This is a genomic window from Nostoc sp. (assembly GCF_041747015.1).
Lineage (GTDB): Bacteria > Cyanobacteriota > Cyanobacteriia > Cyanobacteriales > Nostocaceae > Nostoc.
In genome coordinates this window covers 1-16,624 of the sequence record NZ_JBGTFY010000192.1, presented here as the reverse complement: position 1 = coordinate 16,624, position 16,624 = coordinate 1, and the positions used below count along the sequence as shown (strand labels likewise).

Here is a 16,624-nt window from a genome sequence, read left to right as displayed (position 1 = left end):
TTATCAATCGTTAATATCTCTTACCAACCACTCTTGAAGAGGGTGTGTGCCATCATTGCTGCCAAGGTGAAGGAATCGCTGTTGTTGAAAGCACTTCCCCCGTTGTTAATCTGATCGCAGTCTGCTCACAATTAGGACATTCGACTTTCACCTGGATCAGTGAAGGACGGTCTTTGTATTCTCCCATCACAGGCTCTCCAGTATATTCGCTAATTATTCCTTGTTGGCAGTGGTAGCACTCGAATATGACACGCCCCACTGAGGAGTTACAATCCAAAAACTGGATATGTTGACAGCGTTCTGGCGCTAACTCTTCTTCTTCTTCGCTCTTTGTCAATTTGCCCTGCTGCTTGGACTGTTGCGGTGATTTGGATTTTCTCTTGTCAGGAGAGGTACGTTCTGCTTTACGTTTCTCTAAATGTTGTGGTTTTTCAGCAGCGTTCGGCTTTGACCTTAAAGAAGGTATCACCTCTGCTTGGGCTGGCTGCTCAACTGATGACAGATCATCACTGGGAGTAATGTCAGGCTCAGAGGTTGGCTGCTGTTTCTCTACTGGTTTATAAGCTACAAGGTCAAGCTTTGGAGTTTGGTCTTTGGGTTTTGCCTGTGGTAATTGTGGCTTGGATGGACGTTGAGTAGATTTCATGGACACCTTAATTTCAGTGGACTTGCCGAACTATTAATTTCCAATTTTCTGTTAATCTGCTAACAATGATTCTAGTTGTTGTAAAAGACTTGCAATCTTCTTAGCTTTTTTGGAGTCTGACCACTGTGAAGACTTTAACATCCTCTGAGATATGTCTTGAAATTCTCTTTTCAAAGAAGGAGGCTCTTGATGTTTCGTTTCTTTGATCCGAGCGCGAATTTCTGCTAAAGATAATTTCTCAGTGATCGCTTCTATCAACAAATTAGCTCTCTTAGCTTCGTCTTTCAGTGCGGCAATCGCTCTAGCTTTAGTGTATTCTATTTGCCCAGAACGTAGTACATCTAAAACGTCAATTGGCATATTCAGTAGAGGTAGCCGACTGACGCGAAAGCTTTCTGGTGATAGCTTGCCTACCGTCACAAAGACATTCTCTACAATCTCCCACTGCTTGCGGAAAACGTTTTCCGTGTTTTCATCTGACCACTCAACTTTCTTTTTATCTAAATGTGCTTTTCTGTTCAACAAAGCAATTACTTCTTTAACAGTACAATCCATTTGCCAGGAAAGTAAATTTAGTACTCCTTCTGTTTCCTCTACTGGATTTAAATCTTCTCGTTGTAAATTTTCCAGTAAGGATAGCTTTAGAGCCGAAGCTTCATCAACGTTTAAGATCAGAGCAGGAACTTCCATCAAGCCTGCATCCCGTGCCGCACGATAGCGACGCTCACCCGCAATTAATAAATACTTCCCGTTCTGCTCAGGACGCAACCACAATGGTGATTGCACTCCCACTTCTTTAATAGAAGCAGTTAACGTAGCAAGTTTATCTATATCGAAATAACGGCGTACTTGTTCAGGATTGCAAACAATTTTATCAATTGGTACAGCGAGTTTAGCAGTATTATCGTGAATGTTCTCACTTATTGCTAGTGCTTGTAATTGAGCATTTAGTGATTCTAGCTCAGCAATACGCTGTTGCGATTGAAGTAATTGTTCTTCAACTTCTGCTACTTGTGCATTAGCAGAGAAATAGTCATAACTCTTATTTTGTCCTTTTGTTGTCACCCTTGTCCTCCTGCAATATAGCTGACAATTCTTGGCAGATAGGATGAAGATCCTTAATAGCTTTATGTGTTGAGCGATGCAAATGCAAAGGAATGCCTTTTCCAGAAGCATTACTGAATTCGCAAGAGTAGCGGACGTGCGGATAACATTTTATCTTCAAAGGAGAAAGCATTTCTGGTAACTGACCGAGCAAATCCCTTTGCGCTGCTTCACCACTGTCATACTTAGTAGGTACAAATCCCAGTATTTGGGGCTGGGGATTTAAGCGCAACTTTTTACAAGCCCCCCGATACCAAGACAGCAAAACATTCGCTCCTGTTAATGATTTGGGACTAAGTTCAACAAGAATTAACATGTGCGTAGCTACTGCCAGCGCGACATCATTGAGATTGCCTAATGTAGCAGGACAGTCCAGAATCACCAGTTGGTGGGGCAAAGGAAAATCTTCAAACCTGTCCGCTAAAACGTACTCCCGGCGATTACGAACTGCCAAATCTGACCCAACTTGAATCATCACTGGCCCACCCAAGCATATTTGTATTTTACCCTTCGGCTTTCCCCATTCTGGCATCAGTAAAGGCCAGTTACCATCAAAATCTTCGCTGAATACTGCGGCGATTGTTTGCTCTAATGGTGGGTCTTTGTCTAATCCACAAAACTGACTCATGGAAACGTTCGTATCAAGGTCGAGTAGCGCAACGTCAAAGCCGCGCTTTGCCATTTCATAGCCAATATGAACGGCTAGTGTAGTTTTGGAAACTCCTCCGGCATTGGCTCCAATCCAGAGAACAATTTGCTTCATCTATTTGCAATTTCGTATGCTTGCGTTTTGTTATACTCTATCCTTAAACCAAAATCAAGTTCAACCCTCGTTATTTAGTCTCAAAAAGCAACTTGGAACTATACGGAAAACATTTTCCGTCCCCAATAATTTTCATGCCAGTAATCCGTTAAGTTATATGCTCCAGTGGTAAGACTACACTTTCAATTCATTTAGCTTACGACAGAGCGACCTCGCAAAACGCAAGTACAATATAGCCTTACTAGACCTCGACACACTAGGGAGGAAACCACGCACAAAGTAATAGTAAAAAACTTATCTGTTCTTGTTACTCGAAAATTAGTAGCTGAAATAACTGCATCTCAGTCCGAGTTAGCATTAAACATCGGTCGCTACCCTCTGATAAATATTTTTGATACTTGAGCGATCGTTTTTTTTCAACTAATCGGGTAAAATCACATTATTTGATGCATAAAACAAAAGCGGGGTACGGCTCAAAGACGTTCCTCACCTATTTTAATAGGAGGTGTCCTTATCAAAAGGCAAGCTATCAGCATCCTCGAAGTTCCGCAGGTCTATTTCCTGCTGCTTGCGGCGTTCCACGTAGGTTCTGCTGGCATAAATTCTGCTATTCATCTCTTGTTGACCAAAGTTGATGCCCATTTCAGCTTTTTTTGCAGAGACTTTATTGTAATTCTCGACATCAATTTTCTTACGGCGCTCCATTTCTGAGAGCCATCCCTCGCTGATGCCCATCTTCTGAGCTGATGCGATGTATTCGTGTTTGAGGGAACCATCGAGGTTAAATTGTTCCTTCTCTGTTGGAGTGAAGAAATCGTAAGCAGTGTACAGAGTCCACGGCTCTGGGTCAGTTTCATCTAGCTGTTTGCAATGTTCATATTTATTTTTCAATCTGAGGGCATAGTCATCAATTGCTTCACTACTCATACCTGTAGATAGCATCTCCTCTCTAGCTTCATTTTTTAATGTGCCATCTGCATTAAATTCCTCTTTGTGCATATTCACCCAACGTTTTATTCTCGACATATAAAACCTCCTAAAAATTACAAATTATTGAAAATATATGACACTAGAATTTAAACACTTTGACACTAGATTAAACCAGTGGATTCATATAGATGGAGATCAGACTAATCCTCAATCAATTTTAACTGAAAAACTAGATAATACATTACTTGAATCGTACCTTCCAGGTAAAGAGTTTTCATTTGGACATCTTGATGAATATAGTAAACCAGAGGATTTACAAAATCATCCAGAAGGTCATGTTCTTCTGTTATCTTCCAAGTCTCGATTACTTTATGGTTCACCAGAATGTTTATCAGTAATTGACAAGCTTTGCCCAGACAGAAAAGACCGAGGTGCTTATGGTTCAATTTTTCTAGGTTCTTGTAGGGATGCGATTAATGAACAGCTAAATATTTTAATAGTAGATGATGCCACAGGAGATAACGGGGGAATATTAAAAAATAATGTAGCATATAAATTGGTTGGCGATTGTTATGGACAAGTCTCAACTGAGCTATACGATAAATTAACCAAAAGCGAGGAACAAGAGGCTAAAAGTTATCGCGTAATTCAACATCGTTTTGGCTGGAAAGAAACTGATGGAGAGGACACTAAATACCGCTTTGGTAAAGGGACACTACGACCTTATAAATTAGATGAAATAAAATATGCTTCCCCCGACAATAGACCCACAATTGACCTAATTATCCCGATATCCAGTTTCAAAGGCACGGACAAAGATAACCCCTCTGGGCCAATTAAACCTCAAATAAAGCCAGGACTATACCAACAAACTGTTTGGTTAGGTGAAAAGGCGCAATCTCAGAAAGGACAAACAGCCATATCACAATTGCTGGCATCCTTCCCTCAAGGTATTAAGGATTTTGCAGAAGAATTAGAGGCACAAGCTCAAAAACTGGCAGAAGTTCAAGATGACCCAAGGATTGTTGCACAATTATATTGCCAGAATTACGAAAAGCGTAAAATCTTAATTGATAAGCAGAAAGTATCTGTAGAAGAAGAGATTACTCAGCGAATAAATAATCGGTCACTTGGAAAGCAGTTAGAGTCATCTGGTTTGAACAGTTCTAATGATGAAGAAAATGAGTCATCCCAGAAAGATGACTTGTTCATGTACAAACTCATCAAGGCTGATTTACTTGTCCATCAGCAACTTTTAGAAACTGAGAAAGTAAAGCAAGAACTAAGTCGCTTTGTACAAAGTGAATGGCGCGATATTGCGATTGGTAAAATACTCACCTTCGACCGAGGTATGATTATTCCATCCAAGGAACTCAAAAATGGTGAGATTTGTGTACCTTGGATTGATGAAGGAGAAAAAGTCTTAAACTTTCGCTCTCCCTTTCTAAATTCTAATGGTTTATGCGTTTCTATCAATAAATACGTTAAAGATTATCAAGCTCCAGATGGTACAGATTTGCAAGGCATCATTGTAGTCAACGATGAAGACCACAAACGTATTTTAGCAAGACTTGAACCAAACGAAGTCGCCCCAGCAGAAACCGAATCACAACGCCAAGCACGAGATTTTGACGGTGACTGTATCGGCGTGGCATTAGCTAGTAAATATCCAAACTTTACAGCAGAAGCCGAATACAGAAACCAAAAGGAATTCGCTTATGCCCCCACAGTCAAGCTGAAAAAACAATCTTTTTATCGAGAAGACGGAACCCAACCCCCCTTTGAAGAAATCGCTATTCACATGAGCGATAGTATTAGTGTGGGAGTGATTAACAATCAGGTGACAGCATTAGAAGCATTAGAGTCAGAAATTGAGATTATTAAAACTTACGGCACCCTAGAACAAAAATCAGAATATTTAGACCAAGTATCTAGTCACTATCAAAGTTTATTTGAGCAAGAACATTACGAGAAACCCAAACAAATTAGGGCAGAATATAAACCCTATATGCACGAGTTTGTAGCTTTAGCTGATGCTCCGAGAAGTCCTGAAATCATCCAACAGGCAATGGATGTTAATCGACAAATGTACCGTCAGATGATTGAGGAAGGATGTTTTCAGAACCAAATAGCAGTCGATTTATTTAAAAGTGCCAAAACTCCTGAGATGAACTTAATTAAGGAGAATCAGCGTTATTTATATAGAGACGTTAACTATATTAAAGACAAGAAATCCCGTTCATCCTATTTAAATACTGGGATAACTCCCAAAGGTTATTCACCAGTCGAATTATTAATCAGTCAAACTAATAAATATTTCCAACAATCGCAACTAGAATCTCGCCCCATCGTTCAGTTCCAGGATTTATTCAAGGGAGTAGAGTTTACACCCCAACAAAGATTTAGTGCGATCGCCGCTAAACACGAGTTTGATAAAAAGTTCAATGCAGCAGTGGCAATGGAGCGAAAGCGGGAAACAGAACTTGGCCCATCGGTTGTCATTAAAACACCGCAGGGGATGCAAATCGAAATCACAAACCTGACTCGTTACCGGCATCCTCTGATTTGGAAAGCCCAAACAATTAACCTGAAGCTAGAAGCAATTGACCAAAAATACCAAACCAAAGAACGCCCACAGCCCAAGCTAACATGGTTGGCGGTGAAACATACACGGCTAACGCGACCATTCAATTACCAGGAATTCAACCATTTGAAATTACCATTCGGGAACTGAGCAAGTTCTCATACACTGGACAGACCTTTAATTCCCAACCCGTGACCTTGGAGATTGGCACTGTTCCAGTTCCTGAACAAACCGTAAAAATCAAAATTTCGGGCAAAACTTTGGGGGAGTTAGACAGCGATTCTATCCAACAGTTGAAGAGTTTTAACTACTTGAAAAACGACAATCCCCTCAACCTCAAACTGAGGTCTATATCTGAAAATGGTACGCAAGCATTTGTCTTAGGTGAATCTCCCAATGGAAACCTGCTTAAAATTAATAAAATTAACTTCTATGATTTTTCCACTCAGGTATTTGATGATAAAGATTACCGTCAAGTTACCATAGAAATGCCGCCCACGAAAACCAGAGATGCAGTATTCCTCAATGGTGAGCCGTTGGGAGTATTACACTTTAAGAAGGATAAAGAAGCTCTCAGAGAGTTGGGGATTCTCAATGTTGGAAAACTGACCAAAGTTCAAGCTACTCTCCAAAGTAATTTCTCCACAACTCATGTCAAAATTGACCCCAGCACTGTGGAATATCCCGCAGTTTGGACGAAAGAAAGTCAGGCTTTTGGGACACAGCAATCTGTGAACCAAGGGCAGCAGGTGATGATAGAGAAAGCTGCACCCATACTGCAAAAAATCAAAGAGCGTCCCACTATTTTATTTGCTAGTGCTGAAGATAAAATGCTGGGAATAACTCAACTGGCAGTAGATAATCACAAAGTTCAGGCTGTAACCAAATGGTTAACTGCTCAAAATGTTGTGTACTCTCAAGTTCCACCCGAAGATGTCGTACCAGAAGCCAAAAAAGGATTAGCCGTATTCAACTTAGTCAGTAGTTCCATTCCATCCATTACTTTGGAGAGCATGACCAAGAAATTTGGGGCTGTCATTGAATCAACCACTGAATATCAGCAATTCGTCAACTCCCTCCCCACACGACCGCAATTTCTCAAACCGCCTGAACTACCAACACTACCCCTAGATGAAAAAGTTCTTGAGCCGCGAACAGAGCCAAAAACTCTTATTAAACCCTCCAATTCTATAAACGACAGGGTAGTAAAAACCGAATTCAATAGTGTAGAAAACCGCCCAGTTGTAACCAGCGAACACCTGCAAAATTGGTACAATGTCGCAGATAAACTAGGTAAGTCCGAACAGTACAAACAACGGATTTCGGAAATAGCTGCTGATTTTCAGTCGGGGCAGCAATTATCGCAGAAGGCTCTGGCAGCAATGAACCAGGATACAGAAGAACACCATCGTTTGGGAAGACTGACCCAAATTGCTCAAAAAATTAGTCCTGTCTTGGGAGAATCCACAGAAGATGGTTCTATTCAGGTTAAAGGTAAAATTTATGATATCTTTTTAAACTCTGACCGAAAAGATTTAATTATCTCTCAAAAGAATGGAGATGTAGTTCTAGGTGTACAATCAGGTAAAGTACAAACCAATAAAGTCTCACCACAAGTTATACAAACTTTTGAACAGGCTAATAGAAAAATTGACCAAGCTCTCTTGAAAGCTAAAGAAGAAGGGATGCAATTGTAGGACATGAGAGTAGAACAAACTGATAAACGCACTCTCGATTTTCCCGCAAGCTAACCGACCCACGTAGTCCAACTTCAACCCAATCGACCTCAGCAACTTTTGGGCTTTTCGCTACTGGGGTAAGTCGCTCAGAAATCTTTACAAACAAAATAGTTACTGTCGCGGATCTTCATCAGGTGGATGCCAACCACCTTTGATCCAAAGGCGACCCGCTTTAACGATAGATCCTTCATTGTGACGTTCATCATTAAGGTCTAAACGATTACTTGTAGCTCGTCCTACAGAAGTAATGCCAATAATTTTTAGTCCGTCTGCTGACCAAAAAAAGTGTTCATACCATTTTTGCTGGCGTGGATTAAATAGAGGTAGCATCTGGGCTGTATCTGGATCAATTCCACCTGTGTTGTTATAGCGATATCCATTACAACGCTGACAAGCCAAAGCTAGGTTATCGGGGTGATCCGAACCGCCAAGAGACTACGGCATGATATGGTCAATAGAAAATAGAGCGGCACTTGCTTGTTCTGAAGAATGACAGTATTCACACAGAAATTTAGCTCTTTGTCTGACTAATTTTTTGGTTTACTGGTTATAGGCATACATTCTGAGCATATCGCTTACACGTTGCGACTGGTGGCAGAGGAGCGAAATACATCCCAAGCTGTGAGCGATCGCCTTGATTTAGTTTGGACTGGCCCAGAAATTGCTGGTTCCCAAAGCCGCGATACTGCCATTGTTGTGCGTGAGTTGTTTAGTACTGCCAAAACAAGTGTTTTGATTTCCAGCTTTGCTATTGATAAGGGACATAAAGCACGAGAGTTATTTGGAGTTTTAGCCCAGGCAATGGATACTAACCCAAAATTAAATGTGCGTATGTTTCTTAATGTTAACCGACCGCATAACAGCGAAGTGCCTACATCTGATTTTTTACGAGAATTTGCTACTACTTTTCGCCAAGATATTTGGCCAGGACAGAGACTGCCTGAAGTATTTCACGATCCGCGATCGCTGACGGTGGGTGTGGAATCAAAAGCTTGTTTACACGCCAAATGTGTTGTTGTAGATAAGGAACGTGTACTTGTGACTTCCGCTAATTTCACAGAAGCGGCTCATGAACGCAATATCGAAGCTGGTGTATTACTCAATGACCCAGTAACGGCTCTTGCTTTGCAAATGCAATTTGAAAACTTGGTTACAAGAAATATCCTATGTCGAATTCCTGGAGTCTGACTATTTTATGTCTACATTTGATTCTACAAAAACAAGTTTAAAAGATTTACTAGATGACATCAAGACTTCTTCTGGAAAGTTGCTATACGAGATTTGGATGAAACCGATTGGGAGGAGCGCAAACTCGATATTCATCACATTTTCCCCAAGAGTTGGTGCGACAAGCAGGGTATTCCCGCATCTCGCTATAACTCTATCCTTAACAGTTTTAAGGATGGCGAGTGCCTACAGGAGACAGTTAAGCGATCGCGCTTGGCTTAACCAAAGTATTATTCTCCCGAACTTAACTCAGGTTGGTTCAAAATTGCCTCTAGCAATGCAGTCGGTAAGCTGCTAGTTACCATGTATTTCCACTGAATGCTTAATTACAGAAAAACTTTTAGCTTGTGTTCTATTCACAATTATTGCCTTTAAATTACTTAAGCTTCATAACTTAAACTGAATTTAGACTCTTCACCACGGCTTTACACTTAGTAGTGTTTCCTTTACAGATTCTTGAGGCTAATATCATTACTTTTACCATTGTGATAACAGTTTGAATGATTGATATTAGAGAAGTAATTTCAATTTTAGTTGATTAAATCAGTGAATAAGAAATGGGCGACTAAAAGACTCACAATTAATCTGGCATCAGGGGAAGCAGAAAGATTAGAAAAATACTGCTCAATAACAGGACGACCAGCAACCGATGTGATTCGAGAGTTGATTCGCTCTTTACCAACCGAAGAAACACCAAATGCAAATTGAATCACTTGATGAGTAATACTCGCTTTATTTGTTAAACTCAAGCACAGAAGACCAAAACAAAAAACTGGTTCAGGTAATGCTGATTGCTGTATTAATAAAATTTTTATCAAAACAGTTAATAAAACAGCTAAACTAACTTCATAGTTCAATTTTCTCTGCCGCCTTCTCAAGCTATAAATCGCTTACCATCTCTTTCAATATCTCACCAAAAAGTTATGTTTAAGGCAATGTAGTTCTTGGTTTTAAATCAAGAAATTGGACTAAATACTAAATCGTAAAATAAGAGTTTACTAGAATATGGATTTTCTCAACCAAGCACGAAATTTAGCAGATACGCTTAAAGATAAAGCTCAAGAGGCGGCCACTAATACAGCAAATGGGATAGAAGAGGTAGTTGATGGAATCAAGAATACTACTGTAGAGATTACCAACTCAAGTATTAATGCGGTTACTAATCTACCTGCAACAGCACAGCAAGGTTTTCAAACAGTACAAAATATCAGTAAAGCATTTGAAACAACTGCTATTGGTGTGACTACTTCAAGCCTGTCCATAGCTGAGGCATTGCAAAACTTGCCGAGGACAGCAGCAGAATTGGCCGCAGAAATGCCCAAGATTGCCAATAGATTGAGGTATCGTGCTGGTTTGAGAACAGAAGATTTGCCTCGCTCTGACGCAGATGTGATGAAGCTTTTTGAGAAAATTCCTGGTACATCAAAGCTAGGAGCTAACGAACGGACTATTCGTGAATTCTTGAGCGATAAACATGGGAGCCATATCATTCCACGCTCTCAAGGTGGCTCAAATGCTGCTGACAACATCCTGTGGGAACTAGGTGTTGATAATCTGCGTCGCGGTGCCGAAGTTATGACCGTTGGGGAGCAGTTTTATATTCGGGTCTATAATGCGGTAGATTCTATTGTCAGCAATTCAGTAACAATTGCTAGGCTGGGGATCACTGCTACAGGAACCGCTATTCTCACCCAAGTTGTAGTGACAGCGATTTCATACTCTTTGGATCTTTATCGGGGGGACATTACTGTTGAAGAGTATAAAAATTTAGTTTTAGAAGCTGCAAAGGCAGCAGGCATTGCTACACCAATTGTTTTTCTGGTGTTAATTGCTGTATTGGCATTATTCCCAGAATTCACAGTTATATTATCTGCACCAGTGGTTGTTGCAGGATTCAACGCCTTATTTGGTATGAGTATTGCCATGCCTCTCGTACAATCGCTACTCCGTCATGCCCAAGCTGGTGGTTTTGGCGCGGAAACTGCTGATGTTTGCAGAAATGCGTTTGGCGGCTCTGCACCTGCTTGAGATTAATTGAGTAGAAATAGCTTTTAACAATGAACACGTAAAAATAGGCAGTTAATTTATTATTAAAGTAAGTATTGTACTTCTATTTGGGCAATATAGGTTTAGAACATTATTTATATCTAAATAAATGAGATTTTTATTCAAGTTACTCGGTTTAACATTACTGCTAGCCGGAGTTTACTTTCTTGGTCAAAATATCTACTTCAGCACCAATGTATATCCCTATTGGTGGCGTGGTATAGCTGCTGATGGTTCTATATTATTTCTGACTTCTGGGATTCTGATGTTATTTGTCCTGCCCCGTCAGGACAAGGCGTTAGGTTGGGTGGGGCTGGGTGTAGGAATAGTTCTCATCTTTTTTAGTAGTCGCGCTGTTCTCACCCCTACAAGTTTATGGCAGTTTTGCCTTTCAATGGCTTGTTTTGTTGGGGGATATCAATTGTTTACTACAGGTCGCTTGAATATTTAGACTTAACCCTGTTTTGTCCTTTTGGGAGAATGTAATAACCGAAACTACGTCCCAGTAGATTATCCCCCACAACTGAATCGAGTAAACCTGTTAACGGGTTTAGGCGATCGCAGTTTTTGAAACCGCAACCGGAACAATACAGCACTTCCGGCTATTATGAAGAACAATTTTGCCCATATCCCTTTTCTATCCTAACTTTTGAGACTGTGTGCGTACCCATAGCAGGCGGAAGCGCTGTATCTTAAGATGAATAATTTTTGAAACTAATTGCCATGATTTATTATCTGTTGATACTTCAACTTGAAAAGTCAACGAATTTTTAAACGCACCATCCCAATCAAGTTTATAGCCAACTCCATTTAGTTGATAAACAGAACCTAAATCAATAATTTGAAAGGTTCCATTGCCATTATTTGTTTCATTTCCCCAACGACCCATCTGCGGATAATTAGTGGTTGTATTATAGTCTACATCATCATTTGCATTAGCCCAGCTAGGATAAGTAATCCCTCCTGCTCTGGCGATTACTTGTTTCCCTGTAGCAAGTTGCTGGGCTACTTTAGGTATCGATGACTGATCCACAATTTATTGCTTGAAGGCTACAGTGTAAGGGGATGCACTTATATTTTAAACACTAAGTAGACAAAATAAAAATAAGTTTCTCGGCTCAAAAACTCTATCTGGCTGTAAAAACTGCGATAGCGGGTAGTAGGTGTGGGAGACGAATATGCATCCATTCCTAAGCTTCGTGCCATTAACAAGGCTCGCTTCATGTGCAATGGATCGCTAACAATAAGAAACTTGGTTAATTGGTGAGCCTTCGCTACTTCCAAAGCATTTCTGAGGTTCTGGTGAGTTGTGCGAGATTGAGTTTCAGTGAGAATATCAGCAGCTTTTACCTGTTGTGCGAGCGCATAATTTTTTCCAACTATAGCTTCAGCTGGTTCATTATTCTCGCCAACTCCGCCAGTAAAAATGATTGTCTTAACAGATCCATTTTTATATAAGTTAATAGCGTGGTTAATTCGCTCTCTGAAAACAGGAGATGGTTCTTCTCCCCAAACTGCCGCTCCTAAAACAATCGCTGCATCTGCCTTGATATTATTACTACTGTTGCCATATAAATAAATACTTGAGGCAGAAGAAGCGATCGCCAGCAACAAGGCAGATATCAAAGTCACTGTCACCAAAATTAACCATTTTTTGGGAATTTTGTAATTGAGCATGGGGCGTTGTGCTATTTTTGATTCTTAGTTTCAATATCTAAGCTAAGTGCGTAAGTCTTATATAAAACTGCTCTGGACTCGGCTCAGAGCAGTTTTATATAGAAGTTAAGTTATATAGGAGACTTTTAATCTTGTCCCCAGTTTATTCATAGCAGATACCGTTATATAATACTATTCACCTCAATTTTCGTACTTTACGCAAAAAACGAATAATCTTGAAGTTGGCATTACAAAATTTAGGAGTCATTGGTCAGCCAACCCAATTCACAATCGGTCTTGAGTGAAGTCTACGTTTTGAGTAGCTCCGGCACGAAGACCTCCTCGCAAGTCAGCCCCTGCTTCGAGAGTCCTTGTTCAAAGTGGTAGCGCAAGAAAGTATCGATCGCTTTACCTATAAAAGTATAGTGTATTGAAATACAATTCTTGGTAGACTAAATTTAATTTGAGTCAAGTTACGCGCAGAATCAGTACCCTTGATTAAAAAGATAGCTAGTTTTGAAAATATGGAACTGGAAGAAATTTTATCGGAATTAGAAAATAATACCGGGAAGTTTCCCCGTTTAGCTTTAGAAAGAGCTATCGAAGAACGGTCAGCAATAACTCCTGTATTATTAACAGCTTTAGAAAATTTCAGTAATAACCCGGAAGAACTATTAGATAAAAATGAATATATCCTACACATTTATGCCTTATATTTACTAGCACAATTTAGAGAACCATTAGCATATCCTCGTTGCCGAGCAAAGACAAGTATTGAGTTAGTAGATGAATGCCAATAAAATACGATAGTAGAAAAAAACAGACATATTATCTTCATCAAGGCACAACGAAAACTGGTAAACCAAAGTATTTTTTTTCCATGAAAAGTGAAGGTAATTTAGTTGAAACTATGCCAGACGGCTATGAAATCTACGAAAATCCTAACGCTCAGGTTTTTCTCCGAAAGGTTCAGATGAAAATTATTAGTGATGAAGAAAAGGCAACCGTAGAATTAGGGATAAAGGAGTTTTCTAATTTATCAGATTACCAAATAGATATAAAGAAGGACATAATTACAGTATATACGGCAGATCAAGACGCTAATCTGTTATCAGACCTGTTAAGTTTTTCTGGGAGAAATGATTTGACCGAAGCAAAAACTAAACTGCGGCTCTCTATTTCTTATTCCCCGATGCTTCGGTTCATATTAATTGATGAGAATCGGCGGATATTTACAACTCAAAGATATTGTTTTTTAGGAAGAGTCGATGACTGGATTGAAATCGGCAACCAAGGTAATCTTCAGGAGCTAGTAGAAAATTATGTGAGGCATTTGGGGCAAGAGTCGTTCTTTGACCTACATTAAGCAGCCCCGTCCAATGCCGTCCTCCCTACACCCTAAAACTGCAACCCCACACCCTATTTTTGACGGAACTGGCTATAAATTATTATCTAGCTAAAGATTTTGTTGTAAAATGAAACTCCTAAACTACCTACTTAGGTGAACGTGTAGGAACCTGATTAGCGTGAGAAACAACCCAAGCCTTGCATGATTTGCCCATTTTCCCCGCCAGATTTCCCGACGATGTACCGTTGTATCGGTATGGTTCAGGGTAAGTACTTACCAAGCAGTGAAGCATTCAATCAAGGTATTTTAGTAACTGATGATGGTAATATTTATTCAGCAACATTAGCAAGTAAATTAGAGAAATCGCTACAAGATAACCGGGATTTAGTTGATAGTGGTAGTAGTATTTGGGTAGTGTGGCCAAGAATGGAAACACAGTCAAAAAAACTGAACTTCCATTTAAGAGGCAGACTTGAGGCGACGTTGGATTTTGCCAAGAACTATTTTTCAATCCGGGGTGTAGTCAGGAGTCAAGAAAACGGTAAATTGTCTGTACAGATTTGGCGCAACTTTAGACCACCACTGGGATATGAGAAAGCGATGCAATGGCAACCATTCACGCTCGAAGTCGAAGGAAGTGTGGCGCAACAATTTTTCGGTGATTTTTGGGAACTAGATGTATGTCTTATTGACTCTAGGTTAGTGTTGGAGGATGGACGATTGATTATCAAATTCCCAAAACCCAGAAAGAATTGTTCTGTGAACGCCGAGAATCATCTAATAGCAGAAGTACCGAAAGAAACGAATGCTCAAACTCCACTCCCAGATAATCAAATTTCGCTGACAGTAGCAGCACAAAACAAAAGCTGACAAAAGTCGCTTATAGTTTTTAATTGGTAGCAATATCTGACTGAATGTAAGAATGATTAGATATACAGTCGTCTTAACCTATTAATTTTCTTCTCACATCAACTATGCCCAAGACCTGGAACCTAAAAGTAGACAACTATTTTCAAGCTAATCCCAATTGCATCATCGCCACCGCCCATATAGATACTTTCCCAACAGACCTACCACTTGAACCCAACATCCGGGAACCAAACCGCAAAAGTGCGACATACAGGCAAATCTTCGACTCTTTAACAGTACAACCCCAAAAATTCTTCTCGCGTCACAGTGGAATAGTCCTGTCAGCCAATAAAGTTAAACCCAACAAAAACAAAACTGAACTTGAACTAGAAATCTTAGAAGCTAGTGAAGGTGGAAGTGATGGGATTATCAACGGCGGTCATACAGTTTTAGCATTTGAGCAAGCGAAAACTTACAAATACGACCTAACAAGCGCCAGAGTCAAAGTCACCATCCACATTGGACTATTGGAAGATGAAGCCAAAGATATAGCCCTGGCTTCAAATACCACAACGCCAGTAGATTCCCGTTCTAAGGTGAACGCCAGAGGAGATTACAAATTCATCAAGCAGTATTTAGCCCAGTTGGAAACAGAAGAAGATAGAAAATTCCGCATTGCCTATTACCAGAATCAAAGCGGCGCTCCCAGAAATGCCCAGTGCAATGTAATCCATTTGCTGAAGTTGATTAACTGCCTGGATAGAAATAGATACAACCCCGACAGGAATAAACGAACCAAACACCCTGCAAATATGAGTATCCCCTCTCAAATCACGGATACCGAAAGAGAAAGATTAACCGCGCTACTGCCTCTACTCTCTCAAGCTTTGTGGATAGAGCAAAGACTGTACGAAATAATCCAAGAACATATCAGCAACCCCAGAAGAAAGGGTGTGAACGATTTAGCATCTATTGATATACGTAAGACGACTTTGTTGCCTGACAGCAAGTACTCATTTGGATTTGGTGCGCCAACGGACTTGGCACTACCGATAATTGCATCCTATCGGGTATTTTTGGATCAAGACTATAAATGGATTATTCCGTTTGAGGAATTAAGAGAAGATTTTTTGCTACACCTGTGGACGAACTATTTCCGCAAATACTTAATATCGGAGAAAACAGCAGGAAATACAGTCGGCACGAAAATCAGCCGGAACCACGAAATTTGGGAAAGTTTGTATATTTCAGCACAAAGTTACCTAAATCAGCACTTGGTGAAAATGGTTAGCTCCGGCTCCGGCAAGAAGCGGGAAAAATTGACGCTGACCTAACAATTCGCTTTTTCGCCCATGACGCTCTCTTGCGAGACGCTAAAAGCGAACGCGGACTCGCTACCGCAATTCGCAATTAAATACAATAAATCACTTTTATGTTTAAGTAGGTAAGCATAATTAAACCTAACTATGTAAACTTATGTAAAGTACCAAAAAGGCTTTGAATATAAGCTTTTAAGCGATTATTTACATTTCTTAGTCTAGTTGTATTTTTTAACGCCCACCTACTTAATCAAATAAATACTCTTGGATGTCTGCCACATCTGCTGCTGTCCATGTTTCACCCTCTAACAAATATTTAGCTGAACGCAGTTGTCCATCAAAGATTGGTAAAAGGCGATTAATTAATGTTTCATATTTTTTTCGATAATAAGCAGGAGCTAGATCACCCATAA

General features: G+C 40.0%; 17 protein-coding genes and 1 pseudogene. 11 read left to right on the top strand and 7 right to left on the bottom strand.

Going from position 1 to position 16,624, the window contains the following annotated elements:
- Window positions 1-52 precede the first annotated feature (52 nt).
- From ACEW80_RS16460 to ACEW80_RS16445, 4 genes are all read right to left on the bottom strand, one after another.
- Window positions 53-646 (bottom strand): hypothetical protein, encoded by a 594-nt coding sequence (locus ACEW80_RS16460; RefSeq protein WP_373527626.1) that lies wholly within the window; start codon window positions 644-646, stop codon window positions 53-55.
- 51 nt (window positions 647-697) lie between these two features.
- Window positions 698-1,711 carry a ParB/RepB/Spo0J family partition protein gene (locus tag ACEW80_RS16455; RefSeq protein ID WP_373527625.1) on the bottom strand — a complete coding sequence of 338 codons (1,014 nt, stop codon included), beginning with the start codon at window positions 1,709-1,711 and terminating at the stop codon, window positions 698-700.
- Entirely contained in the window at window positions 1,689-2,513 is an 825-nt protein-coding gene (locus tag ACEW80_RS16450; protein WP_373527624.1) for a ParA family protein, read from the bottom strand. The genes ACEW80_RS16455 and ACEW80_RS16450 overlap by 23 nt, the downstream gene beginning before the upstream one ends.
- 495 nt (window positions 2,514-3,008) lie before the next feature.
- Complete coding sequence (locus tag ACEW80_RS16445) at window positions 3,009-3,539, bottom strand: hypothetical protein (RefSeq protein WP_373527623.1); 531 nt, start codon at window positions 3,537-3,539, stop codon at window positions 3,009-3,011.
- Between the two features lie 37 nt (window positions 3,540-3,576).
- Here ACEW80_RS16445 and ACEW80_RS16440 point away from each other — a divergent pair, with 37 nt between their 5' ends.
- Both ACEW80_RS16440 and ACEW80_RS16435 read left to right on the top strand, forming a co-directional pair.
- Window positions 3,577-6,177, top strand: coding sequence for a hypothetical protein (locus ACEW80_RS16440; RefSeq protein ID WP_373527622.1), 2,601 nt, complete (start codon window positions 3,577-3,579; stop codon window positions 6,175-6,177).
- Complete coding sequence (locus ACEW80_RS16435; RefSeq protein ID WP_373527621.1) at window positions 6,093-7,724, top strand: hypothetical protein; 1,632 nt, start codon at window positions 6,093-6,095, stop codon at window positions 7,722-7,724. Before ACEW80_RS16440 ends, ACEW80_RS16435 begins: the two co-directional genes overlap by 85 nt.
- A gap of 153 nt (window positions 7,725-7,877) precedes the next feature.
- Here the strand turns inward: ACEW80_RS16435 and ACEW80_RS16430 are convergent.
- Window positions 7,878-8,273, bottom strand: a pseudogene (locus ACEW80_RS16430) (HNH endonuclease).
- A 36-nt stretch (window positions 8,274-8,309) separates the two neighbouring features.
- On the opposite strand from ACEW80_RS16430, the gene drmC reads away from it, so the two are divergent.
- The 5 genes from drmC (at window position 8,310) to ACEW80_RS16405 (ending at window position 11,490) form a co-directional block, all read left to right on the top strand.
- Entirely contained in the window at window positions 8,310-8,954 is a 645-nt protein-coding gene (drmC, locus tag ACEW80_RS16425; protein ID WP_373527627.1) for a DISARM system phospholipase D-like protein DrmC, read from the top strand.
- 93 nt (window positions 8,955-9,047) lie between these two features.
- Window positions 9,048-9,215, top strand: a complete 168-nt coding sequence (locus ACEW80_RS16420; RefSeq protein WP_373527620.1) for a hypothetical protein — start codon at window positions 9,048-9,050, stop codon at window positions 9,213-9,215.
- Window positions 9,216-9,530: 315 nt separating this feature from the next.
- A complete protein-coding gene (locus ACEW80_RS16415) occupies window positions 9,531-9,701 on the top strand; it encodes a CopG family transcriptional regulator (RefSeq protein ID WP_179069773.1) in 171 nt (56 codons plus the stop codon).
- Between the two features lie 297 nt (window positions 9,702-9,998).
- On the top strand, window positions 9,999-11,021 hold the full coding sequence (locus tag ACEW80_RS16410; protein WP_373527619.1) for an HNH endonuclease: 1,023 nt from the start codon (window positions 9,999-10,001) through the stop codon (window positions 11,019-11,021).
- Window positions 11,022-11,148: 127 nt separating this feature from the next.
- Window positions 11,149-11,490 carry a hypothetical protein gene (locus ACEW80_RS16405; RefSeq protein WP_373527618.1) on the top strand — a complete coding sequence of 114 codons (342 nt, stop codon included), beginning with the start codon at window positions 11,149-11,151 and terminating at the stop codon, window positions 11,488-11,490.
- A gap of 186 nt (window positions 11,491-11,676) precedes the next feature.
- Here the strand turns inward: ACEW80_RS16405 and ACEW80_RS16400 are convergent, their stop codons facing one another.
- Window positions 11,677-12,072 carry a discoidin domain-containing protein gene (locus tag ACEW80_RS16400; RefSeq protein WP_373527617.1) on the bottom strand — a complete coding sequence of 132 codons (396 nt, stop codon included), beginning with the start codon at window positions 12,070-12,072 and terminating at the stop codon, window positions 11,677-11,679.
- Window positions 12,073-12,110: 38 nt separating this feature from the next.
- Window positions 12,111-12,716 carry a YdcF family protein gene (locus ACEW80_RS16395; protein ID WP_373527616.1) on the bottom strand — a complete coding sequence of 202 codons (606 nt, stop codon included), beginning with the start codon at window positions 12,714-12,716 and terminating at the stop codon, window positions 12,111-12,113.
- Between the two features lie 503 nt (window positions 12,717-13,219).
- Between ACEW80_RS16395 and ACEW80_RS16390 the strand changes: the two genes are divergently transcribed.
- From ACEW80_RS16390 to ACEW80_RS16375, 4 genes are all read left to right on the top strand, one after another.
- A complete protein-coding gene (locus tag ACEW80_RS16390) occupies window positions 13,220-13,495 on the top strand; it encodes a DUF1186 domain-containing protein (protein WP_373527615.1) in 276 nt (91 codons plus the stop codon).
- Entirely contained in the window at window positions 13,486-14,061 is a 576-nt protein-coding gene (locus ACEW80_RS16385; protein ID WP_373527614.1) for a hypothetical protein, read from the top strand. Before ACEW80_RS16390 ends, ACEW80_RS16385 begins: the two co-directional genes overlap by 10 nt.
- A gap of 183 nt (window positions 14,062-14,244) precedes the next feature.
- Window positions 14,245-14,913: a hypothetical protein gene (locus tag ACEW80_RS16380; RefSeq protein ID WP_373527613.1), complete on the top strand. Its 669-nt coding sequence runs from the start codon at window positions 14,245-14,247 to the stop codon at window positions 14,911-14,913.
- 104 nt (window positions 14,914-15,017) lie between these two features.
- The gene (locus ACEW80_RS16375) at window positions 15,018-16,226 is read left to right on the top strand and encodes an AIPR family protein (RefSeq protein WP_373527612.1); all 1,209 of its coding nucleotides are present in this window, start codon (window positions 15,018-15,020) and stop codon (window positions 16,224-16,226) included.
- Window positions 16,227-16,624: the final 398 nt, after the last annotated feature.